Source organism: Wolbachia endosymbiont (group B) of Cyclophora punctaria, from assembly GCF_964028235.1.
GTDB lineage: Bacteria > Pseudomonadota > Alphaproteobacteria > Rickettsiales > Anaplasmataceae > Wolbachia.
In genome coordinates this window covers 153,282-180,172 of the sequence record NZ_OZ034749.1, presented here as the reverse complement: position 1 = coordinate 180,172, position 26,891 = coordinate 153,282, and the positions used below count along the sequence as shown (strand labels likewise).

Below are 26,891 nucleotides of genomic sequence, written 5' to 3'. Positions count from 1 at the left end.
GACGTTATTTCACAATGAGAAGAATATGTATAAATTAAGTAAATTAATGTTTACTACACTAAAAACAAATAGATATACAAAAATTATCTCGCTATTCTTATTAATTTTTGTGGTTTTATTGGGCACAATATATCGCAATTATTCATTAAAGAATAATTTTCTTTCTTTTTACCGTAATTCAAATGCAAACTTAAAAGATCTATTGGAAAATAGTATAATAAAAAAATATCATTATTTACTAATAGAAAAACATCATATTAAATATAACAGTTTTGATTACATAAACCAGTTGGTAAAATTGCGTGCTGAATTGTTACAATCAGTAAGCAAAGTAAGAAATTTTAGCTTAATACTGTATGATCAAAATGCCAGAGTAATTTTCAGTAATTTTAATACTCAAGGTCATGACTATGAGCAGTTGCTTACAAATGATGAAATTGATAAATTGCTAAGCAATCAAGAAATATTTTACGCTACAGGAAATACATTAACTTCTACTTTCCCTATATTTCATGAAGATGACATTAAGCCTTCATTTTTTTTGAAGATCATTCAAAGCTATAATGACTCTTATATTATGGTATATAGTCTATTTTCAATATTAATTGGCTTATTACTGGTTATCTTAATACTAATAATGCTTTATTTGCACTTTTCCAACACCCAAATGCTAGCCAAGCAGCATAAAACTAATATTGAATTACAAAGGGTTAAAGAGGCATTAGAGCAAGAAAATGCAAATAAGATAAAATTTTTTGCAAGTGTTACACATGAGTTGCGTACACCTCTTAATGCTATTATTGGATTTGCAAAGTTGATCAAAAATGAAACTTTAGGTTCGGTAGATCACTCTGAATACAAGGAATACGTAGACGATATATATAATGCTGGTACACATTTACTTGCTTTGATTAATGATGTGCTCGATTTTTCTAAAGCTGAATCAAGTAGTTTAACAGTAGAGAAAGTGAAGTTTAATCTGAATAAGATAATAGATTCGTGCTTAAAAATGTTATCACCTAAACTAAAAGAAACAGGTATTAGTTTAAAGAAAGAGATATCTGATAAACAATTATTAGTTATCGCCGATCCCAAAAGAATGAAGCAAGTTATAATAAATTTGTTATCAAATGCAATCAAGTTCACTCCTCAAGGTGGTTTAATAAGAATGATTATTAAAGAGAATATAGAAAAAAATTTATTAACTATTGAGTTTCATGATAATGGAATAGGGATAATGCAGCAGGACATATATAAAGTTATGTCCGTTTTTGGCCAAGCAGATTCGGGATATAGAAACGAAGGCACAGGTATCGGATTACCTCTAAGCAAGAAATTAGTAGAGTTAATGGGTGGGACTTTCAACATTCAAAGTGAAGCAAAACTTGGTACTACGATAACATTGAGCTTCTTTTATGAAGAGCAAACATGTGAAAAGTTGATTGATTTTTAGTAAAATATATTTGATATTACACTTTTATATCTAGCACATTCCTAAGTCATACTGACGTGATACCTCTTGGCTAATAATAAGTAGCGGAATGTAAGTAAATTAAACTTTTTTAGCTATACTTCCTGAAAACACTTTATAATTCTTGAGCATAAAGAAAATTCCTTTAATAATGAAGCATGCTAATCAGGAACTTAATAAAACAAGCAACTCAAGTAGGAAATAGTGAAAACGTAATACAATATGTCAAATATCTCTATCAATTTGAGAAGTTTAGAAATACATTAAACCTCACTTTGTCACTAATAAAGCAAAATAGACTCTCGTTTGAAATATATCAAGAAGGATTATTGGATATGGAAGAGGGAGTGTGTAAGACAATTCGTTCTTCTGGTTTAAATAAGTATGTTATTGTGCTAAGAAGGTCAAATCCTTACATCATAGTACATGAACTTTCACATATGGTTGAAAATGAACTGAACTTAAGCTTAGAGCAAGAATTTCTCTATAAAGTTTATCAGGATATTGAGCAGAACTTAAAGCAGTCAAATATTCTGGTACAAAAAATTATTGGTCAAATTATATTTGAAGAGATACAAGCTTATCAAACTCCAAAATCACGTGCGTCTGAGTTATTCGCACGCTATTTTGAGCTGTTTGCTTGGGCTCAGGAAGTTTATCCTAAAGATAAAGAATATCTAATTCGCACTCAAGATTTAAATAAAGTATTTCTTGCTACTAACCAATGGAAAAAGAGCTACCTGGATCTACAAATAATGGAGAGAATAGATAAAGAAGTAAAGGAATATAGCGATAAAACTGCCTTTAAAGATATAAACAAAGTACAAAGCAGTTGGACTAATAAATTTTCCTCTGGGAGTAAAAAAATTGGTTCTATATTTGGAGATGATAATTAGCTTAACAGAACAAAGTTCACTTCTTCAACATTTCAAGTTATAGTTCTCACAATTAAAGAGTTCAAATATATATGAAAACTATATTAGCTGTTGAAACAAGCTGTGATGAAACTGCAGCAGCAATTGTAAATAGTAATAAGCAAGTCCTTGCTCACGAAATTCTTTCTCAGGAGGAGCACAAAAAACGCGGTGGGGTAATACCTGAAATAGCTTCACGTGCTCATATGAAGCATTTAAGTGGTTTAATAAAAAGTGCTATGGAAAAATATAACCTTAATTTTTGTGATTTGGATGCAATTGCAGCAACATCAGGACCAGGACTCATAGGTGGATTAATAGTTGGTACAATGATAGCTAAAGCAATTGCACACGTAACACAAAAACCGTTTATTGCAGTTAATCACTTAGAAGCACATGCGTTAGTTGTTAGGCTACTATATGAGGTTAAATTTCCGTTTTTAGTCCTGCTGATATCAGGTGGTCACTGCCAATTTTTAATTGCACAGGATGTAGGTAAATACATCAAACTTGGAGAAACGCTTGATGACTCATTAGGAGAAGCATTTGACAAAGTCGCTAAGATGCTGGGTCTAAGCTATCCAGGAGGTCCATTAATTGAAGAGTTAGCTAAAAAAGGTGATGGTATGAGATTTAAGCTGCCAAGAGCAATGATAAAACGTTCTGGATGTGACTTTTCATTTTCTGGAATTAAAACAGCGGTAAAAAACTTAGCACGAGAATTTGTAATGAGTGAACAGGATGTGTGTGATATGTGTGCTTCGTTTCAAGAGTGTATTAGCGACATATTACTTGATAGAGTCAGAAATGCTATTGGTATCGCTGTATCTTTAAATATTAAAATCAATGATTTTGTAATTACTGGTGGAGTTGCAGCAAATAATTTCCTGAAAGAGAGATTAAAAAAGCACATAGACTTGAACGTGCTTTCTCCTCCAAGCAATTTATGTACAGACAATGCAGTGATGGTTGGATGGACAGGAATTGAAAGGTTACAGAGAAACTATGTAGACTCTCTTGACTTTGCACCAAGGCAAAAGTGGGAATTAGAAAAATATTACTAGCACAAAAAATTATCTACTATATAATGCGGCCGCTGGTGAATTTTTGTAGGCTTAAAAATTACAGTGGTATCTACTAAAGCCTTATTCACTACCGGCATTATTATTTATGAGGTACAGTATGTTCAAAAATAAATTTGACACAGTTACTAGTGTTTTCAAAGCTAAATCTAGTACAAGCGCAAAGACACTCAGTTCAGGTTTATTTGTTGCGGGAAACGTTGGTATGGTCAGAGCAATTAGTAAGATAGACCTCTCTTCATTACAAGGCAATTCAGAAGATAAAGTCAATAAGCAAGACCTAATAATCATATATGATTATATTAATAAAGTAACTCAAGAAGAAAACTATAATATATGTACTAATAATCTTGATTGTATAAAAAGCAGGATTTTAGCAGAAAATATAAGTGATTCATTAGCTGAAAAATTTCGTCAAGATGGATGGAATATAACAAGTAATGATGGTTCTTCGCTATTAACAGTGGCTATTGAAAGAATTGGGAAAGAACAAAAGAAAAATAGGAATTATGATATTCATGTTGAAATAGCTGTATCTCTAATTCTTGGTATGGGCAGAGAATTGATTATAAAATTGGAGAATTTTGCAGATAGTAATGATAAAACACTTCTACATTATTTAGCTGAGTCGGGTAAAGAAGATATTTTATGTTTTGTGATAGAAAATTCTAATTTTAACATTAAAGAAGCAGTAAGGAATAAAGATAGAGATGGTAAAACACCACTACACTATGCGGCTAAATCTGGCAATAAAGAATGCTTGAAAATTCTCATAGAAAATGAAGCAGATTTTAGTTGCACTGCCAATAATAAAACCGAGTTACACTATGCTGCCAGAAGCGGAAGTCCTAACCTCCTAGAATATTTAAAAGAAATATTGACAGCAAAAGGAATTTTTGATAGAGAGAAAATTAAAACAGATAAATATGGAAATAACGCATTACACTATGCTGTGCAATCTGGAAATGCTGAGTGCATAGAATTCTTCATTGATAATCAAGTACAATTTTTAAAAAATAAATATAATGAGAATCCTTTTCATAAGGTTGTAGGTAACTCAGAAACTCAAGAAAATGCCATAAATTTTCTTATAGAGCATCTAAAATTTTTAGGTAGACTAAAAAGTGAAATTAATCAAGAAAATGTAGATGGTAACACCCCATTGCATATAGCTGCAAAACATGGAAATAACCAGCTAATGAAATTGTTTATTAAATCAGGTGCAAAAATTGTTCAGAATAAACAAGGTAACACCCCCTTACATATTGCTATTATACATGGTAATTCATATTGTATAGAGCTATTTTATGAAAATATAGGAAATAGCATACTTCAATCCAAAGGTGATTATGGAAGAGATCTTGTACATTTAGCTGCAATGTACGGGAAGTATGATTGTCTAACATCTTTACTCAAGAAATTTCCTGATTACGATTTAAGCACAGAAACACGCAAAGGAAATATGGCCCTACACTTAGCTCTATCGAGTAATACAGAAACAGAACTAAGAAAAAAATGTGTGAGTCTATTAGTAGACAGAAGCATGCAAGTAAATAAGAGTAATAATGAAGGAAACACCCCTTTACATTTTGCTGCCCAACTTGATTTATCGTTTTTAAGCATGATAGAAAAAAAGTTGGAAGAGAAGAAATTTGACGTTTATCAAGAGGTTTTGCGTGAGAATAGCAACGGTGACACCGTCTTTCATATGGCAGCACGTGTTGGTAATAAATCATGCCTTGAGCACCTTTTTAAAAAAGAGAGAGTGGGAGAAATATTAAGTAAGAAAAATAAGGATGGACAAACTTTACTACACTTATCTATTCTCAGTGGAAGAGTAGAATGCGTTAAGTATTTGGTAAAAAAAAGCCCAAAGGGTATTTTTTTAGAACAAAATACACAAAAAAGGTTGTTATTTGCAGCTATTTTGAGCAGCAATAAGGAATGTCTTGAATTTGTGTCAAAAGAACTTGTAGGTAAAAAGGTGGCTGCTAGCATCAAAGTGTTATATGATGAAAATGACAATACACCGTTACACATGGCTGCTCTTGCCGACGACATAGAATTCTCTCAGTATGTTATTGAAAGTATTGCCAAGTCAACTATTAGGAATACAGTACCACTTTTTAACACAAACAGTCAAGGGCTTATACCTCTACATTTAGCTGCCATGAGCCTTAATGCTGAGTTAATAGAATATTTTATGACAGATAATCATTACCCCTATAATAAGAAAATGTTAAATGTTGTATCTAAATCTGGAAGAACAGCATTACACTATCTTGTAATGAGTGATAATGATTTTGAAAAAACTATAAATGAGGATTTTAAGCAAGGTCAATTTTTGAAAAAGTTGGTTTTAGAAAAGCGTAAACAAAATGAGCACTTAAGGGAAAAAGCTATTAAAGCCTTATTCTACCTAACAATCAGCACCGGAGAGAAAACTGTAAATAAGAAGATAAATTTTGATATAAAGGATAATGCAAAAAAAACAGCTTTAGATTATGCTTTTAAATATGGTGACACAAATATCTTGAGGTTATTTTTAGATTTCTTTTATGAAATAAGGGAAAACAAAAAAAGGAAATATGATAAACTTAATATGGAAGATCAAGAAAGAAGCAAAAAGCTTCTAGACTACTATAATCTGGCCATGTCAATATCAAGTGTGATTATTTCTGTTTGCGTTAAGTATAATAATGCAGAATCTGAAAAGGAAGAAATTCCTACCTGGATTTCCATTGCATTTTCTTCGATATCATTTTTACTTATCTTATACAACTTAGTGATTGGCCTTCAAAAAGAACCTGTTAAACGTAAGATAGAAAACTATACTGAAAAAATGAACAGAATTGAAGAGGCTACAGGAAAGTTAGCTAAGACAAAAGTAGGAGATCATGATTTGGAGGAATACAACTCAATATTGGAACTATTAATAAAGAATGCAGAAGATATTTCACGATTGGAAAATGAACTTTACAAGTTTACGCATGAGACTAGATTAGAGAGTAAAGACAAACTCAATATTTCTCCTCAGAAAATGAGTAGGGGTGGTAGTGTAGTACTATGTTCGAATAAGTCTTTAGAAGGTAGAAAAAGTTCACCTGTTTTGAATGATTTAACAACAAAACTTAGTCTGTATTCAAGACGCAACAGTAGAGTACAAAATACAATGGACAAGTTAGATAATCCATCATGTGTAATTACTATAAATGAGCATCCAGAAATTAAACCAAAAGCTCCGAAAAACAAATTCAAGAATGTTGCAACTAAGCTAAAAATAGGCAATATCTTTAGTAAGAAAAAAGAAGATCTTATTGCTTCATCAAGCTTATCAGAAGGTGCTAATCACGAGAATATTACAAAAATGAATGAAGAAAACTGTGGGTTGATAAAACGATTTGGTGATACCAATGGGTATTCAATATTTTCGACTCCTTTTAATCCAAGCGGTTCAACCTCAAGAGAAGAGTGTGGTAACAATCATAGTGCAGCGCGTCATGTGAGTTATGGTAGTGCAAATAATTCTGTGAGTGATAAGGAAGTTAGTAAATCTCCATCTCTAATACTTTCTAACTTTGAGGAGGGAATTACTGTTGACTGTTTTAAATTCGAAAGATATAGACCAAGGGTATATTCAAGTCCATCTTGTGTGAGAAAAAGAGCAATTACAGCTAGATCATTGGAATATATAATACTTCCTGATCATATAGAAAGAAGAAAAGAGATGCAGATTGTAGTCACTGACTCTGATAGCATCAACTTTCAGAGGAGTGATAGTAAGCATTCTAGTAAACTGTCATTTAGTAGTAGATAAGAAAAACGTAGAACAATTGGCAAGGCTATCGTATAAGGTTATAGTAGAGAAGAAATTAGATCGCCTTGCTAAATTTCCATGAAAAAGTTTATATTTGCATATCATTAATATTTTATTACATTAATGATATGGCAAGGCAATAACTGTTAATACTTTTGAAATAAAAACTATATATGGTAAATATAATTAAATAAAAAGGAAGATTGTGGAAATCACTCCGTCAATAAAAAAGGAATTAAAGCAAAGTATACTATATACTTGTCTAGAGAAGTGCAAGAGTGCGTTTTGGTTTATTTTCTGGTTTAGCTCAGGGATTAATGCGTTAATGTTATTTTTGCCACTTTATACCTCTCAGGTACTTGATCGAGTGATATCGAGCGAGAGTGTGTCAACACTAGTTATGCTGACGATTATTACTTTATCTGCGTTTGCATGTTCTGCAATGCTTGAAACTTGTCGATATTTAGCTATGGCTAAAATTGGTGATTGGATTGATAAAACTGCAACACCAGATCTAATAGTAAGGTCAATCAGGTTAACATCAGTACAAAGCTCAACTTCAAGTGGTGAAGCAATACGAGATCTTGGAGTAATAAAAAATTTCATTACAGGAAATGGTATATTTTCACTGTTCGATACTCCATGGTCGCTAATTTACCTTGTTGTGATCTTTATGATACATACCTCTACAGGGTTTATAGCTATTGCCGGGATCATTATATTAGTTTCAATGGCAGTATGGAATGAACTTGCCACTAAGCGTATATTGCGAGAAACCAATGAAGAAACTATACGTAATATTAATGCTATAGATGTTGCAACAAGAAATGCAGAGGTGGTTGAGGCTATGGGTATGTCAGAATTTATAGTTTCTGATTGGTGTAAACGGAATGATCAAAATCGTGCAATGCAAGTCACAGCACAGAATCGTTCTAATGTAATTACTGGTATTACTAAATTTTTACGTTCAACTCTCCAAATTTCAGTAATTGGAACAGGTGCATTACTTGCAATCACAGCTCACAAAACTGCCGGTAGCATTATTGCTGCCTCGATTTTGATGGGTAGAGTATTGGCTCCATTTGATGCAGCAGTTCATACTTGGAAATTTTTAAATCAAGCCAAGATGTCATATGGCAGGCTGCAAAGGCTTATCCTAACATCTCCAAAAAGAGAGCAAACTATGGCTCTACCAGAGCCTGAAGGGAAGTTGGAATTTGATAGGGTATTTTTTACTCCTTATGGGAGCAATAAGCCAACAGTAAAAGGAATCTCATTTGTAATAGAACCAGGGGATGTTGTTGGTGTTATTGGTGCAAGTGCTTCTGGTAAGTCGACCATTGCAAAACTAACCGTTGGTGTTTGGAAACCCATATCAGGTGTAGTCAGACTAGATGGTGCTGATGTATATACTTGGAATCGAGAAAACTTTGGTAATTATGTTGGTTACTTACCTCAAGATATTGAGTTATTTAACACGAGCGTTAAAGCTAATATTGCCCGCATGAGACCAGATCCAAATCCTGAAGAAATAATCAAAGCAGCAAAAATTGCAGGAATACATGAATTAATACTGAGCTTACCAAATGGGTATGATACAACAATAGGAGGACCTGGAGGAGTAATACTCTCTGGTGGCCAAAAACAGCTTCTTGGACTTGCAAGGGCTTTTTATGGTAATACTAAGCTTTTAGTGCTTGATGAACCGAATGCTAACTTAGACAGTAATGGAGAGGCGCGCTTGATTAATGCAATCAATGTTGCGAGAGAGCAAAATACTACCACTGTTATCATCACTCATAAGCTACCGTTACTATCCGTAGTTGATAAAGTGATTATCATGTCAGATGGTGTTATTTATGATATGGGACCAAAAGATGAGATTTTGAGCAGATTAGTTGCTCCATCACCAGATGCCACAGAAGATAAACGTTCTTCAGCAAGTGGTTAAGAAAGAGAGAAGCTGTCACACTTCTCTTTCTCTTATAGAGTACTATATGCACAGTTTATAAAATCTTAAGCAATTGTTATTCGAAAAATCCAATAATGATTAGCCGCGGAACCTATTTGCTAATTCTCTCACATTGACCTTAGACATTTCTGATGTAGGCTCTTGTGTATATGAGACATCAGATTTAACGCCTTTTTTGTCATGACCTTTAGTAATAGAACATACTACAGTATCAGCCTTTACATGCTTAACACTTGGATCTGATTGAAACCCATGCTTTCTTTCCATTTGTGCTTCAAGCTTACTGCTATCATGTGTAACCCTACACCTTTCTAGATTACGGTCACGTTTGCCAGGAGCTACATATCCATCTATATCACTACATAAGAACGGGCGCACTTTGAACCTGTCTGAACTAACACCATTTTCAACACTTGCAGAATTATGAGCTTTTCTATTATTGCGCATTTTATCTACAGCTTCCTTTATTTTTTCTTTTGATGGTTTTGGCAGCAGTGCTGGCTTATATGCACATGCTGGTAGTTCTGGAAATGAGTCCTCCTGAAACAGCAAATGACTTTGGTTTCTCTTACTATCTGATTCTTCAATATTCTTTATTGGTGTCTTGAAAGAGTTTTCATTTTTCTTTCTTAGATCTAACTCATTTAATCCGCTTCCAACATTATTTTTTCTTGTTGTAGTGTGAATAACACCTGGAAGTTTCACTTCATACTTAAATTTTTTACCAATGGTATCTATTGACTCATTAGATGAGGAATCTATTTGAAACCTATCGTTTGAAAATTTTGATTTTGTAGCATCAAAAGATATACTACGTTTTTCTATCTTTTTATCAGTCATATTTTACCTCTAAACCTATTAACTAACAAAAGTATAAACTAAGAGGTATTAATTTTATTATAATAATAAAGGCTCAAGAAGCATCACCGTAGGGTTTTCTATATAGTACTTAAAGGCATTTAAAAATTTTGCTCCGAGTGCTCCATCAACTGCTCTGTGGTCAACAGAGAGAGTAACTGTCATTATCTCTGCTATCTCTATTTTTTCACCTATGACAACCGGCTGTTTTTTAGATTCACCAACAGCCATAATGCAAGATTGCGGTGGATTGATTATAGCGCTGAAAGTTTTTATACCAAACATGCCTAAGTTGGAGATAGTAAATCCTCCTCCTTGAAATTCTTCAGGCTTTAGTTTTCCAGATCTTGCCCTATTTACTAAATCTTTCACTTCTTTTGATATAGATAAAACACTTTTTTCATCAGCATTTTTTACTATAGGAGTAATCAGTCCATCCTCAAGCGCTACAGCAATTGAGATATCTATATTTGAGTATCTTACTATTTTAGTATCTATCCACGATGAGTTTATATCAGGAAATTTTTTCATGCTGAAAGCCACAGCTTTTATAATTAAGTCATTAATTGTTACTTTATTGTTCTCATTTGCTGAATTAACCTCATTTTTGAGCGATATTAGCTTATCAAAGTGGCAGTCTATAGTTAAATAAAAGTGTGGAATATTTTGCTTAGATTCAACTAGGCGCTGCGCTATCACTTGGCGCATATTACTTACTTCAACTGTTGTATTTTCCTCAAATCTCTCATAGCTTTTAGTTTGATCTAAAAATTCTAATACATCAGCTTTGATGATACGACCATATGGACCTGTACCTTTTAATCGCTTTATATCAACACCTTCATTTTGAGCTATTTTTTTAGCTAAGGGGCTTACTTTTATTCTATTTTCTGTTGCTCTATCCTCTTTTTTAGATCCCAGTGTCACGCACTGGGATGACATTGAAGAGCTAGATGAAATCGAAGGGTTGGATGATACTGAAAAATCGGCTTCAACCTCCTTCTCAACCTTGGTATTGATGGCAGAAGCTAAATCAAGTGCGCTTTTATCTTCCCCTTCCTCTAACATTAGAGCTATCAGTTGATTTACAGGCACACCACTTGTTCCTTCCGACACTAAAATTTTTGCTAAAACTCCTTCATCGACAGATTCAAACTCCATTATGGCTTTATCAGTCTCAATTTCAGCGATTACATCACCTATTTCAACTTTATCTTGTTCTTTTTTACACCACTTTACAATTTTTCCTCCAGTTTTACTCATTGTTGGGGAAAGAGCGGGCATCAATATTTCTATAGGCATTTATTCTGCATTAAAAGATCTATTTAATTTTTAATTTACTCTTTACCCTATGTCAATCTAATCGTAAATTATGATACTTATATCATCCTAGTACGTGATGCTGGAATCTTGGTTGACTACTGTTATCCTACTATTTCTATTGCTTAGTCCTAGAAAGAGTACAAATAGTAAGATCATCATGAAAATAGACGAATCTGTTATAATGGAAATAGAAAAATGTAGTGCTTACTATCCTCTCACAAACATATAGCTTAGGTACAGAAAAAATTTATATGAGGAGCTGGTTAAATTGATAAAAGATCAGAATTAATAGTAGTTTCCGAATCTTCTGTAGCAGGCTCTTCATGTGAAGCAGAGGACAGACTAACTTCTTTATCCTCTGTTCTCTGTATAGAACTACCACAAAAACTCCTTAACATCTCTTCAGCAGATGAATTTAAAATCTGTATAATAGACTTTTCACTTTGTTCTTTCAGCGATTGATCCATTCTAGAAATCAACTCGGAAAATTCACTACCTTCTTTTCTAGCTTCACTTTCTATCTTATTTTTTATGCTTTCTATATTACTTTGGTTAATTTCTTCTTTCGTTATGTTAAATGAATTAGCAATACCTTGATACTTAATCTCACAATCGCCACAGCCAACTATGCAAAGAGCAATAGAATCGGATATTTCACCTGCAGCCGAATTATGTATAGTGTAAGCTAAGCAATTGTCATGATATTTAATGCCAAGCTGTTGCTCTATCAACTAAGAAATTTCATTTTTTAAAGACATAAAGTACCTCCTTCTTACATTACTGTACCTTATGATTAAAGTACAACAGCTGCTCCTAAATAGCAATCCATATATGGTTTACTTTAATAAAGTATTAAAGTAAGAATCTTTTACATCCTAAAACATAACTTAGATAGGCCAATGTAAAAAAATTTTTAAATGAGAATTATTGTATATATATTACTTATTTGGTAAAATTATTTTGGCAAAATAGCATATAAAAGTTGAGGCTAATTATGAATATTAAAGAACGAAAGGATTTACAACAGGAGTTATTAGGAATTGTTTTCAATATACTCATAGAAAGTGAAGATAGCGCCATGGAAGCTATGGAAACAAGAGCAGTAGAGATAATTAAAAAACTAAAGGAACACATTAATGATGATATAGAGTATGGTGGTTAAAAAAAGCCAATTTTAGATTGGGTTATTGTTTGTGATTCTCAGAATAATGTCAGACTAAATAACAAGTCGCTATTAAAATTTGAGAAGGCAATTAAGGATATTGGAGGAAGAGCACCGCTAAATGAAATAAAAAGTACAATAAGATTATTAGTAGAACAAGCACAGCTAAATCATGTTAGAATTAGAGGTGAGAGAGAGAAGTACCACTAAACCTCTTTGAGGAAAACATAATAATGAGAGAGCGAAGAAGGGCAAGAGAACAACAAATGTGGCCAAATTTTATTAGAGAAAGAGAAGCGTCATTGAATCTCTTTGGAAACAGGGATGAAAATGTAATAATGAGAGGACAAATGAGGTCACGCTATATTAGGCGTATTAGACGTGAAAGAGAAGTACCACTTAGTTCAAAAATAGGACAATTAATTGGTGTAGTTTCATCCATAATTGTAGGTGCTTTCATTGGTATAATGGTTGGTATGGTCATTGCTGGTTTATGTATTGAGCTTTGTGTAATCACCACTGCAGAACCGATTCTTCTCATCATGGGTGCTACTGCTGTTATAGGAGCTATTGTAGCAGGAACTGCTCCTGTATTAAAGCTAATAGAGATGTTTAAAGGTCAAGAACCTAATCTTTCTCCTAGTAGCGGTCTGGAAAGCTCTAATACTGAATATGCTTATTTAAATAGGCAAAGAGTTATTTAGAAAAAAATTGGAAGAATGTTCAAAAAAGTCCATTTATAAAATACATCGGCTTAACTATGATCTTACAACTTAAGCTAATTAATTAAAAATTTTTGTTTTAGCGGTTAAATAAAGCCAGATCTTATTAGAGAGAGGATCTTCTTATCTCTTCTTTACCTTCATTTTCATTTCTAACAATTTTTTTTCCACTTAATATGTCTCTTATTTCATCTCCTGTTAAAGTTTCAAACTCCAGTAGATTTTCAGCAATGAGCTCCAAGTCTTTCCTACGCTTGGTTAAAATGTCTTTTGCTTTTTCATAGCAAGAAAATACGACTTTCTTTACTTCCTCATCTATAAGTCTTAACGTATCTTCAGAAATTGTCTCAGAATCATGTGTGATTTGTTCGCGATTATGATAGATCGGACCTATTTTGTCGCTCATTCCCCATTTTGTCACCATAGAACGTGATAAATCTGATGCTAGTTTTATATCTGAAGATGCACCGCTTGTGACTTTATCATAGCCAAAAATTAGCTCTTCTGCCACACGTCCACCCATTGCAACAGTTATATCTGCTAGCATCTTTTCTCTTGTGAGGGACACTCTATCTGTTTCTGGTAGTCTCATAACTAAACCGAGTGCTCTACCACGTGGAATAATTGTTGCTTTGTGTATAGGATCAGAAGCAGGCATATTAACTGCAACTACTGCATGACCAGCTTCATGGTAAGCAGTAAGCTTTTTTTCTTCTTCTGTAATGACTAAGGACCTTCTTTCCATGCCCATCATCACTTTATCACGTGCATACTCAAAATCATCCATGGTAACAATTTTCTTATTTCTTCTTGCAGCAATAAGCGCAGACTCATTCACTAAATTTGCTAGATCAGCCCCTGAAAAACCTGGCGTTCCCCTCGCAACTGTTTTTACGTTTACATCTGGTGCTATCGATATTTTCTTTATATGCGTATTTAATATTCTCTCACGCCCATTTATATCAGGTAAAGAAATAGTAATCTGTCGATCGAAACGACCAGGTCTAAGTAGTGCTGGATCTAGGACGTCTGGACGGTTAGTTGCAGCAACTATTATCACACCTTCATTAGACTCGAAACCATCCATCTCAACCAGTAACTGGTTTAATGTTTGTTCCCTTTCGTCGTTACCGCCACCAAGACCGATGCCGCGATGCCTACCTACTGCATCTATTTCGTCTATGAAAATTATACAAGGAGCATTTTTCTTGCCTTGATCAAACATATCCCGGACACGGCTTGCACCAACACCGACAAACATTTCAACGAAATCAGATCCAGAAATACTAAAAAACGGTACATTAGCTTCACCTGCAATTGCACGAGCAAGTAGAGTTTTACCAGTTCCAGGGGAACCAATTAAAAGACATCCTTTTGGTATCTTCCCACCTAACACTTGAAATTTTTGCCTTTGTTTAAGAAAATCAACAATTTCAACCAACTCTTCTTTTGCTTCATCAATCCCAGCAACATCATCAAATGTCACTTTTTTTCCAGTAGTCATAAGCCTAGCTTTTGATTTGCCAAAGCTTATAGTTCTATTACCTCCTGCTTGCATTTGTTTAAAAAGGAAAAGTAATAAACCGATAAAGATAAGCGTCGGAACCCATTGAATAAGTAATCCACCAATTATACCTATTGCAGAGTCTCCAATTGAAAAGGAGAACTTCACTTTCCTATCATGCAAACTTTTTATTAAGTCACTATATATAACACCACTTGAGTTAAAGGCTGACCCATCCCTAAACTTCCCTTCGATGCTTTGGTTTCTTATTGTAATATTTTCTATATCATTATCTTCTAGTCTAGTTAAAAATTCTGAAAAAGGTATGGTTGTTTTACTCTTACTTATACTTCCGCTAAATTGAATATAAGCAACTGAAATAAGAACAATAATCACTAACCAGATCAATAAGCCTTCTAAAAATTTTTTCATTTACATTTCTAATTAAATACTAATCAAGCTTACCAAATTTTGCTTTATTGTGCTATTAATAATGCATTGAACTTTATCGTCATTGGTATTTTTTCCGTTATAATTTATATCAGGATAAGCAAGCACCTTTCCATCTTTTTGTACTGTAGGCAAAGAGTAGAAAACTTCAGGGCAGCAGTTGTAATCCTTCAGAAATTCAGGAACTTTTTGTGTTTTTTTTAGCGGAGCAATAGTTACTGAACACTTCTGATTGCTAAGTATTGTACAGCTAAATCTATTGTCCCATTCAATAGGGACATTTAATGTTAGGTGTACAGTAATTTCCTGTATCTTTGATGATTCTCTCATTATCAAGATGCTCCCTCCATATTTTCTTATTTTGCACCCAGAGAGTGTACAGTTAATATCACTATCTTTTTGCGATATTTTGTTAAATATTGCGATAAGGCTACGGTACCTTGGCTTATAGTGCTTGTTGACAATTGCCATTATAGAATAAAGAAGAAGCCTTAAAGCTATTTCCTCTGGCAGTTTATAAAGTTCATCTAGTTTAATTTCAATATAACCAAGATCATGAATATTAACGCAGTCATTAAGTGCAAGGCGTGTGTAGTGCATCAACGCTTTTGCAGCTCTTTTCATATGAAGGGCTGTGAGGCATATTCGCTCTGTTAAAATCTCTTGATTGTCACTTGCTTTAAGTAAGTTACGGTATAAAGTTCGTCTGTATTTTAAGTCATAATTGCTTCTATCTTCGATCCATTTTAACCGGTGAAGATTAGCGTACTTTTCTATTTCACTACGACTAAAATTTAATAACGGCCTAAATATATAAATACCATTTAAGAAAGATTTGTAATCCATTGATGATAATCCATCTACGCCACTACCTCGCTCCAATCTTAATAAGAACGTTTCTGCTTGATCATCTTTGTGATGAGCAACGAGCAAACATTTAACATTATTGTTTTTACACCACTCTTCTAGTAACTTATATCGTGCTTTTCGTGCCTGTAACTGAATATTACCTTTAATATTTTGCTTCTCCCAATTTAATATGAACGATTCCTTTGCTCCAAGTTCTTTTGCATAACTTATAACAAAATCAGCTTCTTTTTGGGACTCTGAACGTAACCCATGATTTACTGTTAATGCTATAGGAAGTGAAAGCTTGTTTTTTTTTGCCCAGTTAGTCATTAAGTGCAGTAAGACTATACTATCTACACCACCTGATACTGCGACTGCGATTTGGTTATGGAAAGCAAAGCTATTAGCTATATTTTGAAATAATAACTCTAATTTCATTATGTTTCTTGATGGCCAGATAGTCTCTACGTCATACAGCGACTTATTTGTGGTATATATAGATCCCGCTAACAAGTAGCGGAATTGCTCTCTTTTGTCATCCCAGTGCTTGACACTGGGATCCAGGTTTTAATGCAAGAAACTACTTCTTTATTCCAGAAAATGAAAATTCCACTCTACGATTTTTAGCATGCTCTTTTTCATATTTAGAATTTCTAGAATCATCTTTTACATTAACCAAAGGCTCAGTTTCACCTTTAGAAGCAGTTTTTATTCTATTTTCTAGATAAGGTGTACAGCTGACCATAAATTTTTTAGCTGCATCTGCTCTTCTAGCTCCTAGTGCAAGATTATACTCGTGAGAACCACGATTGTCAGTATGACCAGTTAAAGTGACCTTTGCGTCAGGATTATTTTGTAACACTTCCATCACGTCAAGTAATGCATCTGCACTCACTTCACTGATACTAGATTCATCATAACCAAAGAAAACTCTTTTATCACCTATCTGCTTAACAACAGCATTCATTTTATTTGTCGTATTTACTCCTTTTTTAGGGCAAGAACTTACACCAGTAAGCAGTAAACAAAAACAACACATTATAATCAGTCTACTCCACATCACTAAACCTCCATAAATTTAAAATATAGTGCGTAATTTTAATTTTAGTACTAATAATCCCTCTATACTAGAATAGAGTCAAGGGAAATAAAATACTAAATGTTTTCTTTACAATCTTATAATTAATTTTCTGATAAGATGCTCAATTCTTAGCAATGAAGTACAATAAAAGAATAAAAATACAATTTTTTATTGTACTTTAAGCAAATATACTTTTAACTTTATTATTAATCTATTACGATATTAAGCGGATGTTTCAAAGCAATGAATAAAAATGAGATCTTATAAGTTTCTAGAGGAAGTATTACATAAGGTAAGGAATATCGAAAACATACTAAAACTACTAAGCAAAAGCCAACTGGATATAGAGGATAAGATCGAGCAAATGTGTCTTCTAGAGGAAATCAGACATGAAATTATCTCTCATGATGCAATAAAGGAATCATTAGCGAATGCTCTTAAGAATAAAAAGAGTGCGAATATTCAGCAGCTAAAGTTAATAGAGGGGATACACAAAAGCAGCAGTGCTATTCCTGTTGATTTAGTAAAATCTTTGTCCAAAGCTAAGATTGAATGCCAAAACTTATGGAGGCTAACTAATTCTGAAATTAGTAACTTAGAAAAGCTGAAAGAATGCTTTACTAACCTAATTAAGCTTACTCGTGAAGCAGCTTCTATAAAATCGCAGCAATTAAAGCGCTCAAACTATGAGTCATTGCTTGCTGACTATGACTCTAATATCACAGAAAAGAACATAAAGGAAATATTTCCTAAGCTAGGTAAATTTTTTAGTGAAAATGTAGAGAAAGTAACTCAAAAGCAGAAGAAGGATAAGGTTACTAATATACAAAAAGTTACGGTTCAGAGACAGATTGAACTTGGTTCCTTATTCTTACAGCAAATGAGTGTTACACCAAATGAGATTTCCATTTCTTATTACGATCCTATCGATTATGATGAATCTGACCTTTGTTATGGTTTATTTTTACTTTTACGGCATACTGGTTATGCAATTCATCAAAAATGTTTAGCGCAAAATTCTATAAAGAGCTCAATTACAAAACATATTATGTATGAAACTCAAGGGTTATTCATGGAAAGGATCATTGGAACATCCAGAGAATTTATTGAGTTCATTCAACCACACATAAAGGAGAAACTTTCTACAAAAGGCAAAATTAATAGTAGTGTTGAAAATTTGTATTTGATTTTCAATAAAGTAAATCTTTCATCTTTTTTGAAGAATGCGGATGAATTTAGTTTATTGGCTCACATTATGCTAAGAACTAAATTAGAACAAGATCTAATAAATGGTACGTTAGAAGTTAAAGATCTACACGATAAATGGTTGGAAGGTATGAAGCATTACAAGATTTCAGTAAAAGCTAAAAATGAGCTAGACACTTATTTTCAAGATGAGTATTGGATAAGTGGTGTTATAGGCTACTTTCCTATTAAAGTCATAGCGTTAATCGCTGCTGTGCAGTTTTTTTCTTTCATTAAGAAAAATCATTACGGATTTTTAGATTCTATAGTAAAAGGAGATTTCAGTTTACTTATCGATTGGTTCTCTAAAAATGTATATAGTGCAAATTATGGCTTTTTGGAACAGCTAAAAAAGGTAACAGGTAGGGATTTAGATATTGAGTGCTACACTAGTTACTTATCTGAAAAGTATAATTTGTCTCAATAAATGGTTTTCTTGAGTTGTGTATGAGTTTTGTTCAGAATTTAATCAGAAATTTTTTTACTTTCAAAGGTTTATTTGCTAGCGATATTGCTATAGATCTTGGTACTGCAAATACTTTAGTTTATCAGAAAAGTCAGGGGATAGTGCTTGATGAACCCTCAGTTGTAGCAAGAGTAAAAGAAAAAGGAAGTTACGTTCCTTATGCTTTTGGCAAAAAAGCTAAGATGATGCTCGGAAAAACACCTGGAGAAATAGAAGCGATAAGACCCTTGAAAGACGGAGTTATTGCTGATTTTAAAAGCGCGGAAGAAATGTTAAAATATTTCATACGCAGCGCAAACACAAGATTCACTGTTAATAAGCCTAGTATTATCATATGTGTTCCATCTGGATCTACACCAGTTGAAAGGCGTGCTATACAAGATGCAGCAGAAAGTGCTGGTGCAAATGAAGTATTCTTAATTGAAGAACCAATGGCTGCAGCAATTGGGGCTGGACTTCCAGTTACCGAACCTGAAGGTTCTATGATTGTTGACATAGGAGGTGGTACAACTGAAGTTGCAATTATTTCTTTAGGTGGAATTGTTTATTCACGTTCTGCCAGAGTAGGTGGTGATATTATGGATGAGGCAATAAAGTCATACATTCGTGAAAATCATAAGTTATTGATTGGCGAAACAACTGCTGAAAAAATTAAGAAAAACGTCGGTTCAGCCAGTCTGCCAGTTGAAAACAACAAAGAGGGAATGATAATTAAAGGCAGGGATTTAGTGAGTGGTATGCCAAAAGAAATGCTTTTATCAGAATATCAAGTTGCAGAGAGCCTAATAGAGCCTGTACATCAGATAATTTCTGCTATTAGAACTGCACTGGAGAGTACTCCACCCGAACTTTCTTCTGATATAGTTGATAGAGGAATAATTTTATCTGGTGGAGGTGGGTTATTGCGCAACTTGAGTAAAGTTATTAGTGAAACAACAAAATTACCAGTTCGTGTTGCAGATGATCCACTTTGTTGTGTTGCCCTGGGTAGCGGAAAAGTACTTGAAAACATGGACTATTTTGGCCATGTTTTATTCAAGCAAGATTAAATTGTTTTTGAAGGCAGTTTATCGAATTGTTTTGATGGAATTATGTAATATAAATGAGATCCCAGTGTCACGCACCAAGTAATTTAAAGGCAACTTCCAGCAGGAAGGGGTGTCATCCCAGCGCTTGACACTGGAACTTGACTACAAATAAGTATGCTGTTTCGATGAAATTGTGTAATAGAAACTGGATTCCAGTGCTTGACACAGGTTTGTGTTTATAAATTATATGCTAAAAGAATTTGAAATTGAACCTTTATTAAAAGATAAAGCTCCGCATCAAACTAAGGCTATTGTTGCAATGTCCGGGGGAGTTGATAGCTCCGTTGCTGCAGCACTGCTGTATAACCTTGGGTACGAAGTGATAGGTGTGACTCTTCAGCTCTATGGCAGTGATGGTAATGCGAGAAAGGGTGCATGCTGCGCTGGACAGGATATTTATGATGCCAAATACGTGGCTGAAAGTGTTGGCTTTCCCCACTATATTTTAAACTACGAGGAAATATTCAAAAAGGAAGTAATAGAGGATTTTGCAAATACCTATATGCGTGGAGAAACTCCCATACCGTGCGTAAGGTGTAACCAAACAGTAAAATTTCGCGATCTATTGCAAGTTACAAAAAATCTTGGTGCGGATGTGCTCGTAACAGGACATTACGTAAGAAGATTAGAAGAAAATGGTGAGGTAAAATTGTGTAGAAGCATCGATAAAAGTAAAGATCAAAGTTATTTTTTGTTTGCAACTACTGAGGAGCAGTTAAAGCTTTTGCGATTTCCATTAGGTGGGTTCTATAAAAGTGATATAAGAAAATTAGCAAAGTATTTTGGCTTACAAATTTCTGAAAAGCCGGATAGTCAAGATATATGCTTTGTTTCCGAAAGCTATAGTAAAACAATAGCTAAATTAGCTCCACAATCTGTACAGAAAGGTAAAATAGTAGATATTCATGGAAAAGTGCTAGGTGAGCACAGCGGCATAGTAAATTTTACAGTGGGACAGAGAAGAGGCCTCTGCATCGCACACAATGAGCCTCTTTACGTGATAAAAATTAATACAGAAAATAATGAAGTTGTAGTAGGCCCGATCAATGCTCTAATGCAAAAAAAGATATTGGTCAAAGAGTTAAATTGGTTAGAACAACCAAAAGAAGGCATGGAAGTAACTGTGAAGCTTAGGTCATCACATGCAGGAAGCTTAGCGACAATATATTCAACTGACGAAAAGAACAAAGCCTGTGTAATTTTAAACGACGATTACTTTGGCATCAGTCCAGGTCAAGCCTGTGTAGCATATAAGGGCGAACAAGTTATAGGTGGAGGTTGGATATGCTCCTAACTTGGTGGTTTAATTTTTTAATGCAGAATGTAAACATACAATAAAATTTATTGCTGTTTTATCCTATATTCTTTATACTATAAAGATAATTATTATATTGTGGACTAGAGGGATGGTTAAAGAAGTTGAAGAGTTAATAAAAATTGTTGGTAAGGGCAATTTACTAGAGGCCGCATTTATTCGTTTGGGCAGTTTTCAACATGCTGACTTACATCATTGCATGGATTGCAGAAATCATATAGGTCTATCCGAATTCATTAATAAAAAAGAACAAGAGCCATTAGATAAATATTTTAACTTAAAATTTAGTCTACAAGGATTGTTTTTAATTTATGTTCAAGCTTATAGAGTTCTTGCAGAAAATGCTCAGTTCAATACTCAAGAAGTAATTGATAAAATATATGCTGCAGTTGAAAGTAAAAAAATACCTACTCTTTGTGACACTTCGAAGAAACTGCTAAGGGAAATTGTAGATCAAGTAGAATTGACAGAAGATCAAAAAAAACTAAAGCTTTTTAATATTCTAGCAAATCCGAAAGGTGAAGCTCTATTTAACAATAATGATGACTTTGAGAAACAAGTACTCAATAATGTTAAAAAGTTACTCAAAATAAGCTATGCAAATGAATTTGATAAAGAGTTTAGCTTATGTAAAGAGGTAATAAATCATTATTACTCGATTCACAGTATAAAAATAGATAAAGACATAGCATTACTATTTTCTAGTTATGGTATATTTTCTACATGTACTGGAAATGGAGATATTTTATCACTCAATCAATATATTAATGAGAAAGCTAGAGTAATCAACACACCACTATATTACAGTTACATCTTACAGTTAATAAACGTATTAAGCAAAATTGAGTTACCGTATAGAAATGGATTCACCAAGTATACACTTAATTATAGAGGTATAAGTGAATTGAACGGGACATTTACAGCTGCAAGAGAGCAAGACAGTCAAGATTCTCTATATCCTAAAAATATCAAACGTACTCTAGAGCAACTACTAAAAAACCAAAATAGTGATGCATTTGAACAATTAGTAACAAACCCTGAGAATACGTATTACTCAGTGCCACAAAGTGAATGCAGACTAAACTCTACTATCAGTAACAAAAAAAACAAAAATCATAAAAACACATTTTGTAAATTAGCTTTAGGTATGTTTATATTGTCTATTGGATTATATACTGCTGATTATTTCTTTATGGAGCAAAAGTTATTCAACTCAATAACAAATATTTTGCCACAAAATAATCTCATCAATTTCATAGTTGCTGCAGTACTTACTATCGTAATAGTATATGCTTTATTTCAACTACTAAAATCACCTCAAGAACCGCCACATTCAACGATCAATGATACAACTATTAACAGTTTTGCAAATGGTCCTATGCAATCATGAATCTCTACTTATGAATGATAAATGTAGCACTTTTAAAGTGTATGCTATATAATATCTTCTCTTGAATAACGAGGTAATCCATGGATTTAAGCAAAGTAACAACAAAACCAGATGAAATAAATGTAGTAATTGAAATAGGCGCAAATGCTGAACCCGTAAAGTATGAATTTAATAAAGAGCTCGGATTATTACAAGTTGACAGATTTTTGTCTACTTCAATGACTTATCCTTGCAATTATGGATTTGTACCAAATACATGTGCAGGTGATGGTGATCCTGTGGATGTTTTGGTGCTCACTCAATTTCCTTTAGCGTCTGGAGTTTTGATATCAGTGCGTCCAGTAGGTGCATTACTTACCAAAGACGAGAAAGGAGAGGATGAAAAAATATTAGCCGTACCTATCTCTAGTGTTGATAGCTATTATGACAATATAAACAACTATTCTGACCTACCTAAAAGCTTACTAGATAAAATAGCTCATTTCTTTTCTCATTATAAAGATTTAGAAAAGGGAAAAACGGTGACAGTTGGAGAATGGGCTGATGTAGAAGAAGCAAAAAAAATCATTGAAAAAAGTAGAAATTAGTTTGCGTTGATTTAGCCTTAAATTACAGTTATTCGGAAAAATGTTGTTGTTTTTAATGGGTAAATATTGGTATCCGTTCAGGATAGCGGCAAGGTAGTATAACCATAGAGTAAAAGTGAGTTTACAACAAATGGTGTCATCCCAGTGCTCCGACACTGGGATCCAGTTTTTCATATAATCTCATCACAAACGTTTATTTTAATTTAAGACCAATACCTAATTTAGAATCAAAATTCCTGGATTCCAGTGGGCTTTGTTGCATAGGTCAAATAAAAAGAACTGGCAGTTACTGACAAAATTCACTATAAGACAAGCATTTAACCTACTAAAGAAAAATATGCCACAAAAAATGAGAGTCAGTAACTGCCATGAATATAACAAATTTCTCCAAGAGAGGGGAAATATTTTTTATTACGTCAATGATGCCATAGAAAATTGGTACGAAAAAGGTCCAAAAATGGCTGGTGGCAACTATATTTATAGCGATAAGGTCGTGATTCTGGTTCACATAATAACTTATTTATTTAGAATAGATCTGAGACAAACAGCGGGATTTATAGCAGGGTACCTTGAGCAAGTAAGGAAAAACTTGCAAGTTATTAGCTATTCCCAGGCCTCAAGAAGGCTTAAAAAACTTAACATCAAAATTAATGATCGAAGACATGATAAAAATAATACAGAAGATATTGAGATTGCCATAGATAGTACTGATCTACAATAATATTCCAGGTCATAGCAAGGCAAATGGTACAGATAGAAAGTATCGCTGCTATGAGCAAACAAGAAAACTGCATGTAATGCTAGAGATAGGTAGCAAAAAAGTTATAGCAGCAAAATACAGTGGCGGAGTTTATTCTGACCACTATGGAGCATGTGATCTTATTGCAAGGATTGATGTTAAATATAATATAAGCACACTATATGCAGACAGGGCATATAATCGAAAGAAGTTATACAAACTGTGCGATGAGCTTGACATAAAGACAAGGATTCCTCCGCAAAATAATGCAATAGAGCATCCAAAGTTGGATTATATGGATGAGAGAAATTCTACAATCAAGCTCATAAAGTCATATGATGAAGATGGTATGAAGAGGTGGAAAAAAGAGATAAATTATGGGAAGAGATCTTATATAGAAAGTTTTTTCTCGCGACTGAAGCAAACATTTGGGTTTAGTTTTAGAAACAAATCTGAGGTTAATCGTGAGAGAGAACTGCTACTCAAGTGTTATTTGCTTAACAAATTTACTGATATAGGCATGGCTAAATTTGAGATAGCTTCATGAATTTATTCCACGTTACCTATTATCCGAAGAGTGATGCAACAAAGCCATTCCAGAATCAAGTGCTGGAGTGGAATGTTATCCAAGTAGCTGACAATGGCATGACATCACCATAAAGGAATCAGTGTCAGCTACTTGAATGACATCATTTATTCCTCTAGTCGTCTTTTCTCTTTTTCTTATTTTACTACTCTGCCGAACGGATACAATTGAATATAGTATAGTCTTCTGTTCTGACGAGAATAGTTTTATTCCATCCATCAAAAAATGCTAAATTGAGGTATGTATCACCCTTATAGGGCTTGTGAATTTCAGTTATAATAAATTCTGAGATTAGGTTATGCTCTAAAAAAAGGTGTGCTATTTGTGCCCCACCAATCACAAAGACTTGAGAACTACTTTGAATTGACAGAAATTCTTGCATGGAAGAGACAACAGTACATTTTGGACCTCTATTAAAACACTTGTTACGGGAGAAAACAATAGGTGTACGATTCTTTAGTATGCTTTGAGGCACGGTTTCAAATGTCTTTCTTCCCATCACAATAATTTGTTTGTCGGTCACTTGACAAAAATGTTTAAACTCACTTGGATAACGCCAGGGCAAATCATTATTTATTCCAATTACCCCATTAGGGTCAACAGCCATAATTCCAATAATCTTCATCCTTTTAAGACAGCTTGGGCTACAAAAAATCTCATGTGGTCGCGTACATTATGCACTCTAAGGAAATCAACCTTATTTTGCAGTACAGCAGATGTAGCAATTGTTTCTAAATCTCTATTAGAGGGAGATTCTATGGAAAAAGAGGAAATAAATGACTTTCTGGAATGGCCAACTAAAACCTTGCAGCCAAAATTTTGTAAAGTTTCTATACTGCGTAAAATCTGAATATTCTGATACATAGATTTGCCAAAACCAATACCAGGGTCAATAATTATTGAATTTTCATCAAAACCCAGGCCTAGTAGTTTGTTAATGCTCTTCTCTGCCCAATTATTTATGATATCAATTGGGTCAGTGTCATGTGGAATAATATTGTCCTTATGTGGTGGTATCGAAAGTGAATGCATAATAACGACACTACACCCACTACTAGCAACTTCTTTTAAGGTATTACTACTCAGATCTCCCTTCTGATCATTTACCCAGGCAATATTGTAGTGCTTCAAAACGTTTAAAATAACGTCTGGCAAAAAACTATCAATGCTGACTTCAATATCACCATTTTTCATATAGTCGCTAAGATTATCAAGTACTGGTTTTAGACGTTCATACTCTTCCTCTGGCGTCTTTATTGAAGCTCCAGGCCTTGTTGATTGAGCTCCAAGATCAACTATGCTTGCACCATCTGATACCAGCTGCAATGCCTGCTTGGTTGCTCGATTCGCATCATAATAAAGACCACCATCTGAAAATGAATCAGGGGTAATATTGACGATACCCATAAGCTTTGGTGAAAGCGTAAAACTCTTTGAAAAACAGTCTTGAACATTGAAAGCAAAGGTTTTGTTAACCATTGCCATCAAGTGGAGCAAAAATGGTCTATTTACTAATTCTGGGTGAGGAATTTTAAGGTCAGGTATATCAAGCGTTAGATCATCCCATAACAAAATATCTAAATCAATAACACGAGGTGCCCATTTTTCGTAGACTTGTGGACGACCAATATCACATTCGATTTGTTTTAAGCCTTTTAGTAGCTCCTCAGGAGAAGAAGAACAACTTCCATAGACAATCATGTTGAGAAATGGCTTGTTCCAATCAGGTGGAGCACCATTTGGTAAAATAGCCTTAGTTTCTAGAATGATCGAAGACTTTAAGTCTTTTAAATAGCGCTTCTTTATTAACTCAGTAGCTCTTTGTAAATGGGAAAGGCGATTCCCTATATTTGATCCAATAGAAATATAGATCATTCTTGCAATTCATTACAGTAAGTAAAAAAAACGCCCCCATGCACACCAGGAACTGGTGGTGCGATTTTGTGAGTAGTCACCCTGACAGAAGAAATAATATGCTTCTTTCGCAGCAAAAGGTTATTAATGGCTCTGTATATCTCATGAGTTAAATGCTCGATTAAATTAAATTGCTTGCCCTGAACAAGAGATTGAATATTTTGCACTACTTCCAAATAGCAGATAGTATCTTTAAGTTGATCAGTTGTAAGCCCTGAAGGAGGAGATTTAAAAGTGAAATCAACGTCAATACTCACCAATTGGGGAGAAGACTTCTCTTCTGCACTACATCCCAAATGAACCCAAAGCCGTAAATCAGATATAAGAAGATTACATGCTACCACTGAATTTAGTAT

21 protein-coding genes and 1 pseudogene are annotated in these 26,891 nt (G+C 33.8%); 13 read left to right on the top strand and 9 right to left on the bottom strand.

Annotation, left to right across the window (positions count from 1 at the left end; genetic code table 11):
* Positions 1–25 precede the first annotated feature (25 nt).
* The 5 genes from ABWU33_RS00965 (at position 26) to ABWU33_RS00945 (ending at position 9,235) form a co-directional block, all read left to right on the top strand.
* Entirely contained in the window at positions 26–1,453 is a 1,428-nt protein-coding gene (locus ABWU33_RS00965; RefSeq protein ID WP_211907533.1) for a sensor histidine kinase, read from the top strand.
* A gap of 176 nt (positions 1,454–1,629) precedes the next feature.
* Positions 1,630–2,367, top strand: a complete 738-nt coding sequence (locus ABWU33_RS00960) for a hypothetical protein (protein WP_353280844.1) — start codon at positions 1,630–1,632, stop codon at positions 2,365–2,367.
* Positions 2,368–2,438: 71 nt separating this feature from the next.
* The gene (tsaD, locus tag ABWU33_RS00955) at positions 2,439–3,449 is read left to right on the top strand and encodes a tRNA (adenosine(37)-N6)-threonylcarbamoyltransferase complex transferase subunit TsaD (protein WP_211907531.1); all 1,011 of its coding nucleotides are present in this window, start codon (positions 2,439–2,441) and stop codon (positions 3,447–3,449) included.
* A 118-nt stretch (positions 3,450–3,567) separates the two neighbouring features.
* Complete coding sequence (locus tag ABWU33_RS00950; RefSeq protein WP_353280843.1) at positions 3,568–7,284, top strand: ankyrin repeat domain-containing protein; 3,717 nt, start codon at positions 3,568–3,570, stop codon at positions 7,282–7,284.
* Positions 7,285–7,489: 205 nt separating this feature from the next.
* On the top strand, positions 7,490–9,235 hold the full coding sequence (locus ABWU33_RS00945) for a type I secretion system permease/ATPase (RefSeq protein WP_211907530.1): 1,746 nt from the start codon (positions 7,490–7,492) through the stop codon (positions 9,233–9,235).
* Positions 9,236–9,334: 99 nt separating this feature from the next.
* Here the strand turns inward: ABWU33_RS00945 and ABWU33_RS00940 are convergent, their stop codons facing one another.
* The 3 genes from ABWU33_RS00940 to ABWU33_RS00930 form a co-directional block, all read right to left on the bottom strand.
* Positions 9,335–10,096: a hypothetical protein gene (locus ABWU33_RS00940; RefSeq protein WP_211907529.1), complete on the bottom strand. Its 762-nt coding sequence runs from the start codon at positions 10,094–10,096 to the stop codon at positions 9,335–9,337.
* Positions 10,097–10,153: 57 nt separating this feature from the next.
* Positions 10,154–11,416, bottom strand: coding sequence for a pyruvate dehydrogenase complex dihydrolipoamide acetyltransferase (locus ABWU33_RS00935; protein ID WP_211907528.1), 1,263 nt, complete (start codon positions 11,414–11,416; stop codon positions 10,154–10,156).
* A 284-nt stretch (positions 11,417–11,700) separates the two neighbouring features.
* Entirely contained in the window at positions 11,701–12,168 is a 468-nt protein-coding gene (locus ABWU33_RS00930; protein ID WP_246433093.1) for a hypothetical protein, read from the bottom strand.
* A 263-nt stretch (positions 12,169–12,431) separates the two neighbouring features.
* On the opposite strand from ABWU33_RS00930, the pseudogene ABWU33_RS08145 reads away from it, so the two are divergent.
* Positions 12,432–13,303, top strand: a pseudogene (locus ABWU33_RS08145) (hypothetical protein).
* Between the two features lie 124 nt (positions 13,304–13,427).
* Here the strand turns inward: ABWU33_RS08145 and ftsH are convergent.
* The 3 genes from ftsH to ABWU33_RS00905 all read right to left on the bottom strand — a co-directional run bounded on the left by ftsH (position 13,428) and on the right by ABWU33_RS00905 (position 17,184).
* Positions 13,428–15,257 (bottom strand): ATP-dependent zinc metalloprotease FtsH, encoded by a 1,830-nt coding sequence (ftsH, locus tag ABWU33_RS00915; protein ID WP_250120120.1) that lies wholly within the window; start codon positions 15,255–15,257, stop codon positions 13,428–13,430.
* Between the two features lie 12 nt (positions 15,258–15,269).
* Positions 15,270–16,562, bottom strand: a complete 1,293-nt coding sequence (gene tilS / locus ABWU33_RS00910; RefSeq protein WP_250120119.1) for a tRNA lysidine(34) synthetase TilS — start codon at positions 16,560–16,562, stop codon at positions 15,270–15,272.
* Positions 16,563–16,704: 142 nt separating this feature from the next.
* Positions 16,705–17,184, bottom strand: coding sequence for an OmpA family protein (locus ABWU33_RS00905; RefSeq protein WP_007302208.1), 480 nt, complete (start codon positions 17,182–17,184; stop codon positions 16,705–16,707).
* 274 nt (positions 17,185–17,458) lie between these two features.
* Between ABWU33_RS00905 and ABWU33_RS00900 the strand changes: the two genes are divergently transcribed.
* From ABWU33_RS00900 to ABWU33_RS00870, 7 genes are all read left to right on the top strand, one after another.
* Positions 17,459–18,877 (top strand): carboxypeptidase, encoded by a 1,419-nt coding sequence (locus tag ABWU33_RS00900; protein ID WP_211907524.1) that lies wholly within the window; start codon positions 17,459–17,461, stop codon positions 18,875–18,877.
* A gap of 20 nt (positions 18,878–18,897) precedes the next feature.
* The gene (locus ABWU33_RS00895; protein ID WP_007302210.1) at positions 18,898–19,965 is read left to right on the top strand and encodes a rod shape-determining protein; all 1,068 of its coding nucleotides are present in this window, start codon (positions 18,898–18,900) and stop codon (positions 19,963–19,965) included.
* A gap of 226 nt (positions 19,966–20,191) precedes the next feature.
* Positions 20,192–21,298 (top strand): tRNA 2-thiouridine(34) synthase MnmA, encoded by a 1,107-nt coding sequence (mnmA, locus tag ABWU33_RS00890; RefSeq protein ID WP_019236778.1) that lies wholly within the window; start codon positions 20,192–20,194, stop codon positions 21,296–21,298.
* Between the two features lie 112 nt (positions 21,299–21,410).
* Positions 21,411–22,709: a hypothetical protein gene (locus ABWU33_RS00885; protein WP_353280841.1), complete on the top strand. Its 1,299-nt coding sequence runs from the start codon at positions 21,411–21,413 to the stop codon at positions 22,707–22,709.
* A gap of 80 nt (positions 22,710–22,789) precedes the next feature.
* A complete protein-coding gene (ppa, locus tag ABWU33_RS00880; RefSeq protein WP_211907522.1) occupies positions 22,790–23,296 on the top strand; it encodes an inorganic diphosphatase in 507 nt (168 codons plus the stop codon).
* A gap of 253 nt (positions 23,297–23,549) precedes the next feature.
* Positions 23,550–24,017 (top strand): transposase, encoded by a 468-nt coding sequence (locus tag ABWU33_RS00875; protein WP_353280801.1) that lies wholly within the window; start codon positions 23,550–23,552, stop codon positions 24,015–24,017.
* Positions 24,018–24,093: 76 nt separating this feature from the next.
* Positions 24,094–24,582 carry a transposase gene (locus ABWU33_RS00870; protein ID WP_246433088.1) on the top strand — a complete coding sequence of 163 codons (489 nt, stop codon included), beginning with the start codon at positions 24,094–24,096 and terminating at the stop codon, positions 24,580–24,582.
* Positions 24,583–24,766: 184 nt separating this feature from the next.
* Here ABWU33_RS00870 and ABWU33_RS00865 read toward each other — a convergent pair whose 3' ends face one another.
* Genes ABWU33_RS00865 through ABWU33_RS00855 form a run of 3 tightly spaced genes read right to left on the bottom strand, consistent with a single transcriptional unit; the run spans position 24,767 to position 26,879 of the window.
* Entirely contained in the window at positions 24,767–25,246 is a 480-nt protein-coding gene (locus ABWU33_RS00865) for a dihydrofolate reductase (RefSeq protein ID WP_064085991.1), read from the bottom strand.
* Positions 25,243–26,496, bottom strand: a complete 1,254-nt coding sequence (gene folP, locus ABWU33_RS00860) for a dihydropteroate synthase (protein ID WP_250120028.1) — start codon at positions 26,494–26,496, stop codon at positions 25,243–25,245. The genes ABWU33_RS00865 and folP overlap by 4 nt, the downstream gene beginning before the upstream one ends.
* A complete protein-coding gene (locus ABWU33_RS00855; protein ID WP_052264775.1) occupies positions 26,493–26,879 on the bottom strand; it encodes a dihydroneopterin aldolase in 387 nt (128 codons plus the stop codon). Before ABWU33_RS00855 ends, folP begins: the two co-directional genes overlap by 4 nt.
* Positions 26,880–26,891: the final 12 nt, after the last annotated feature.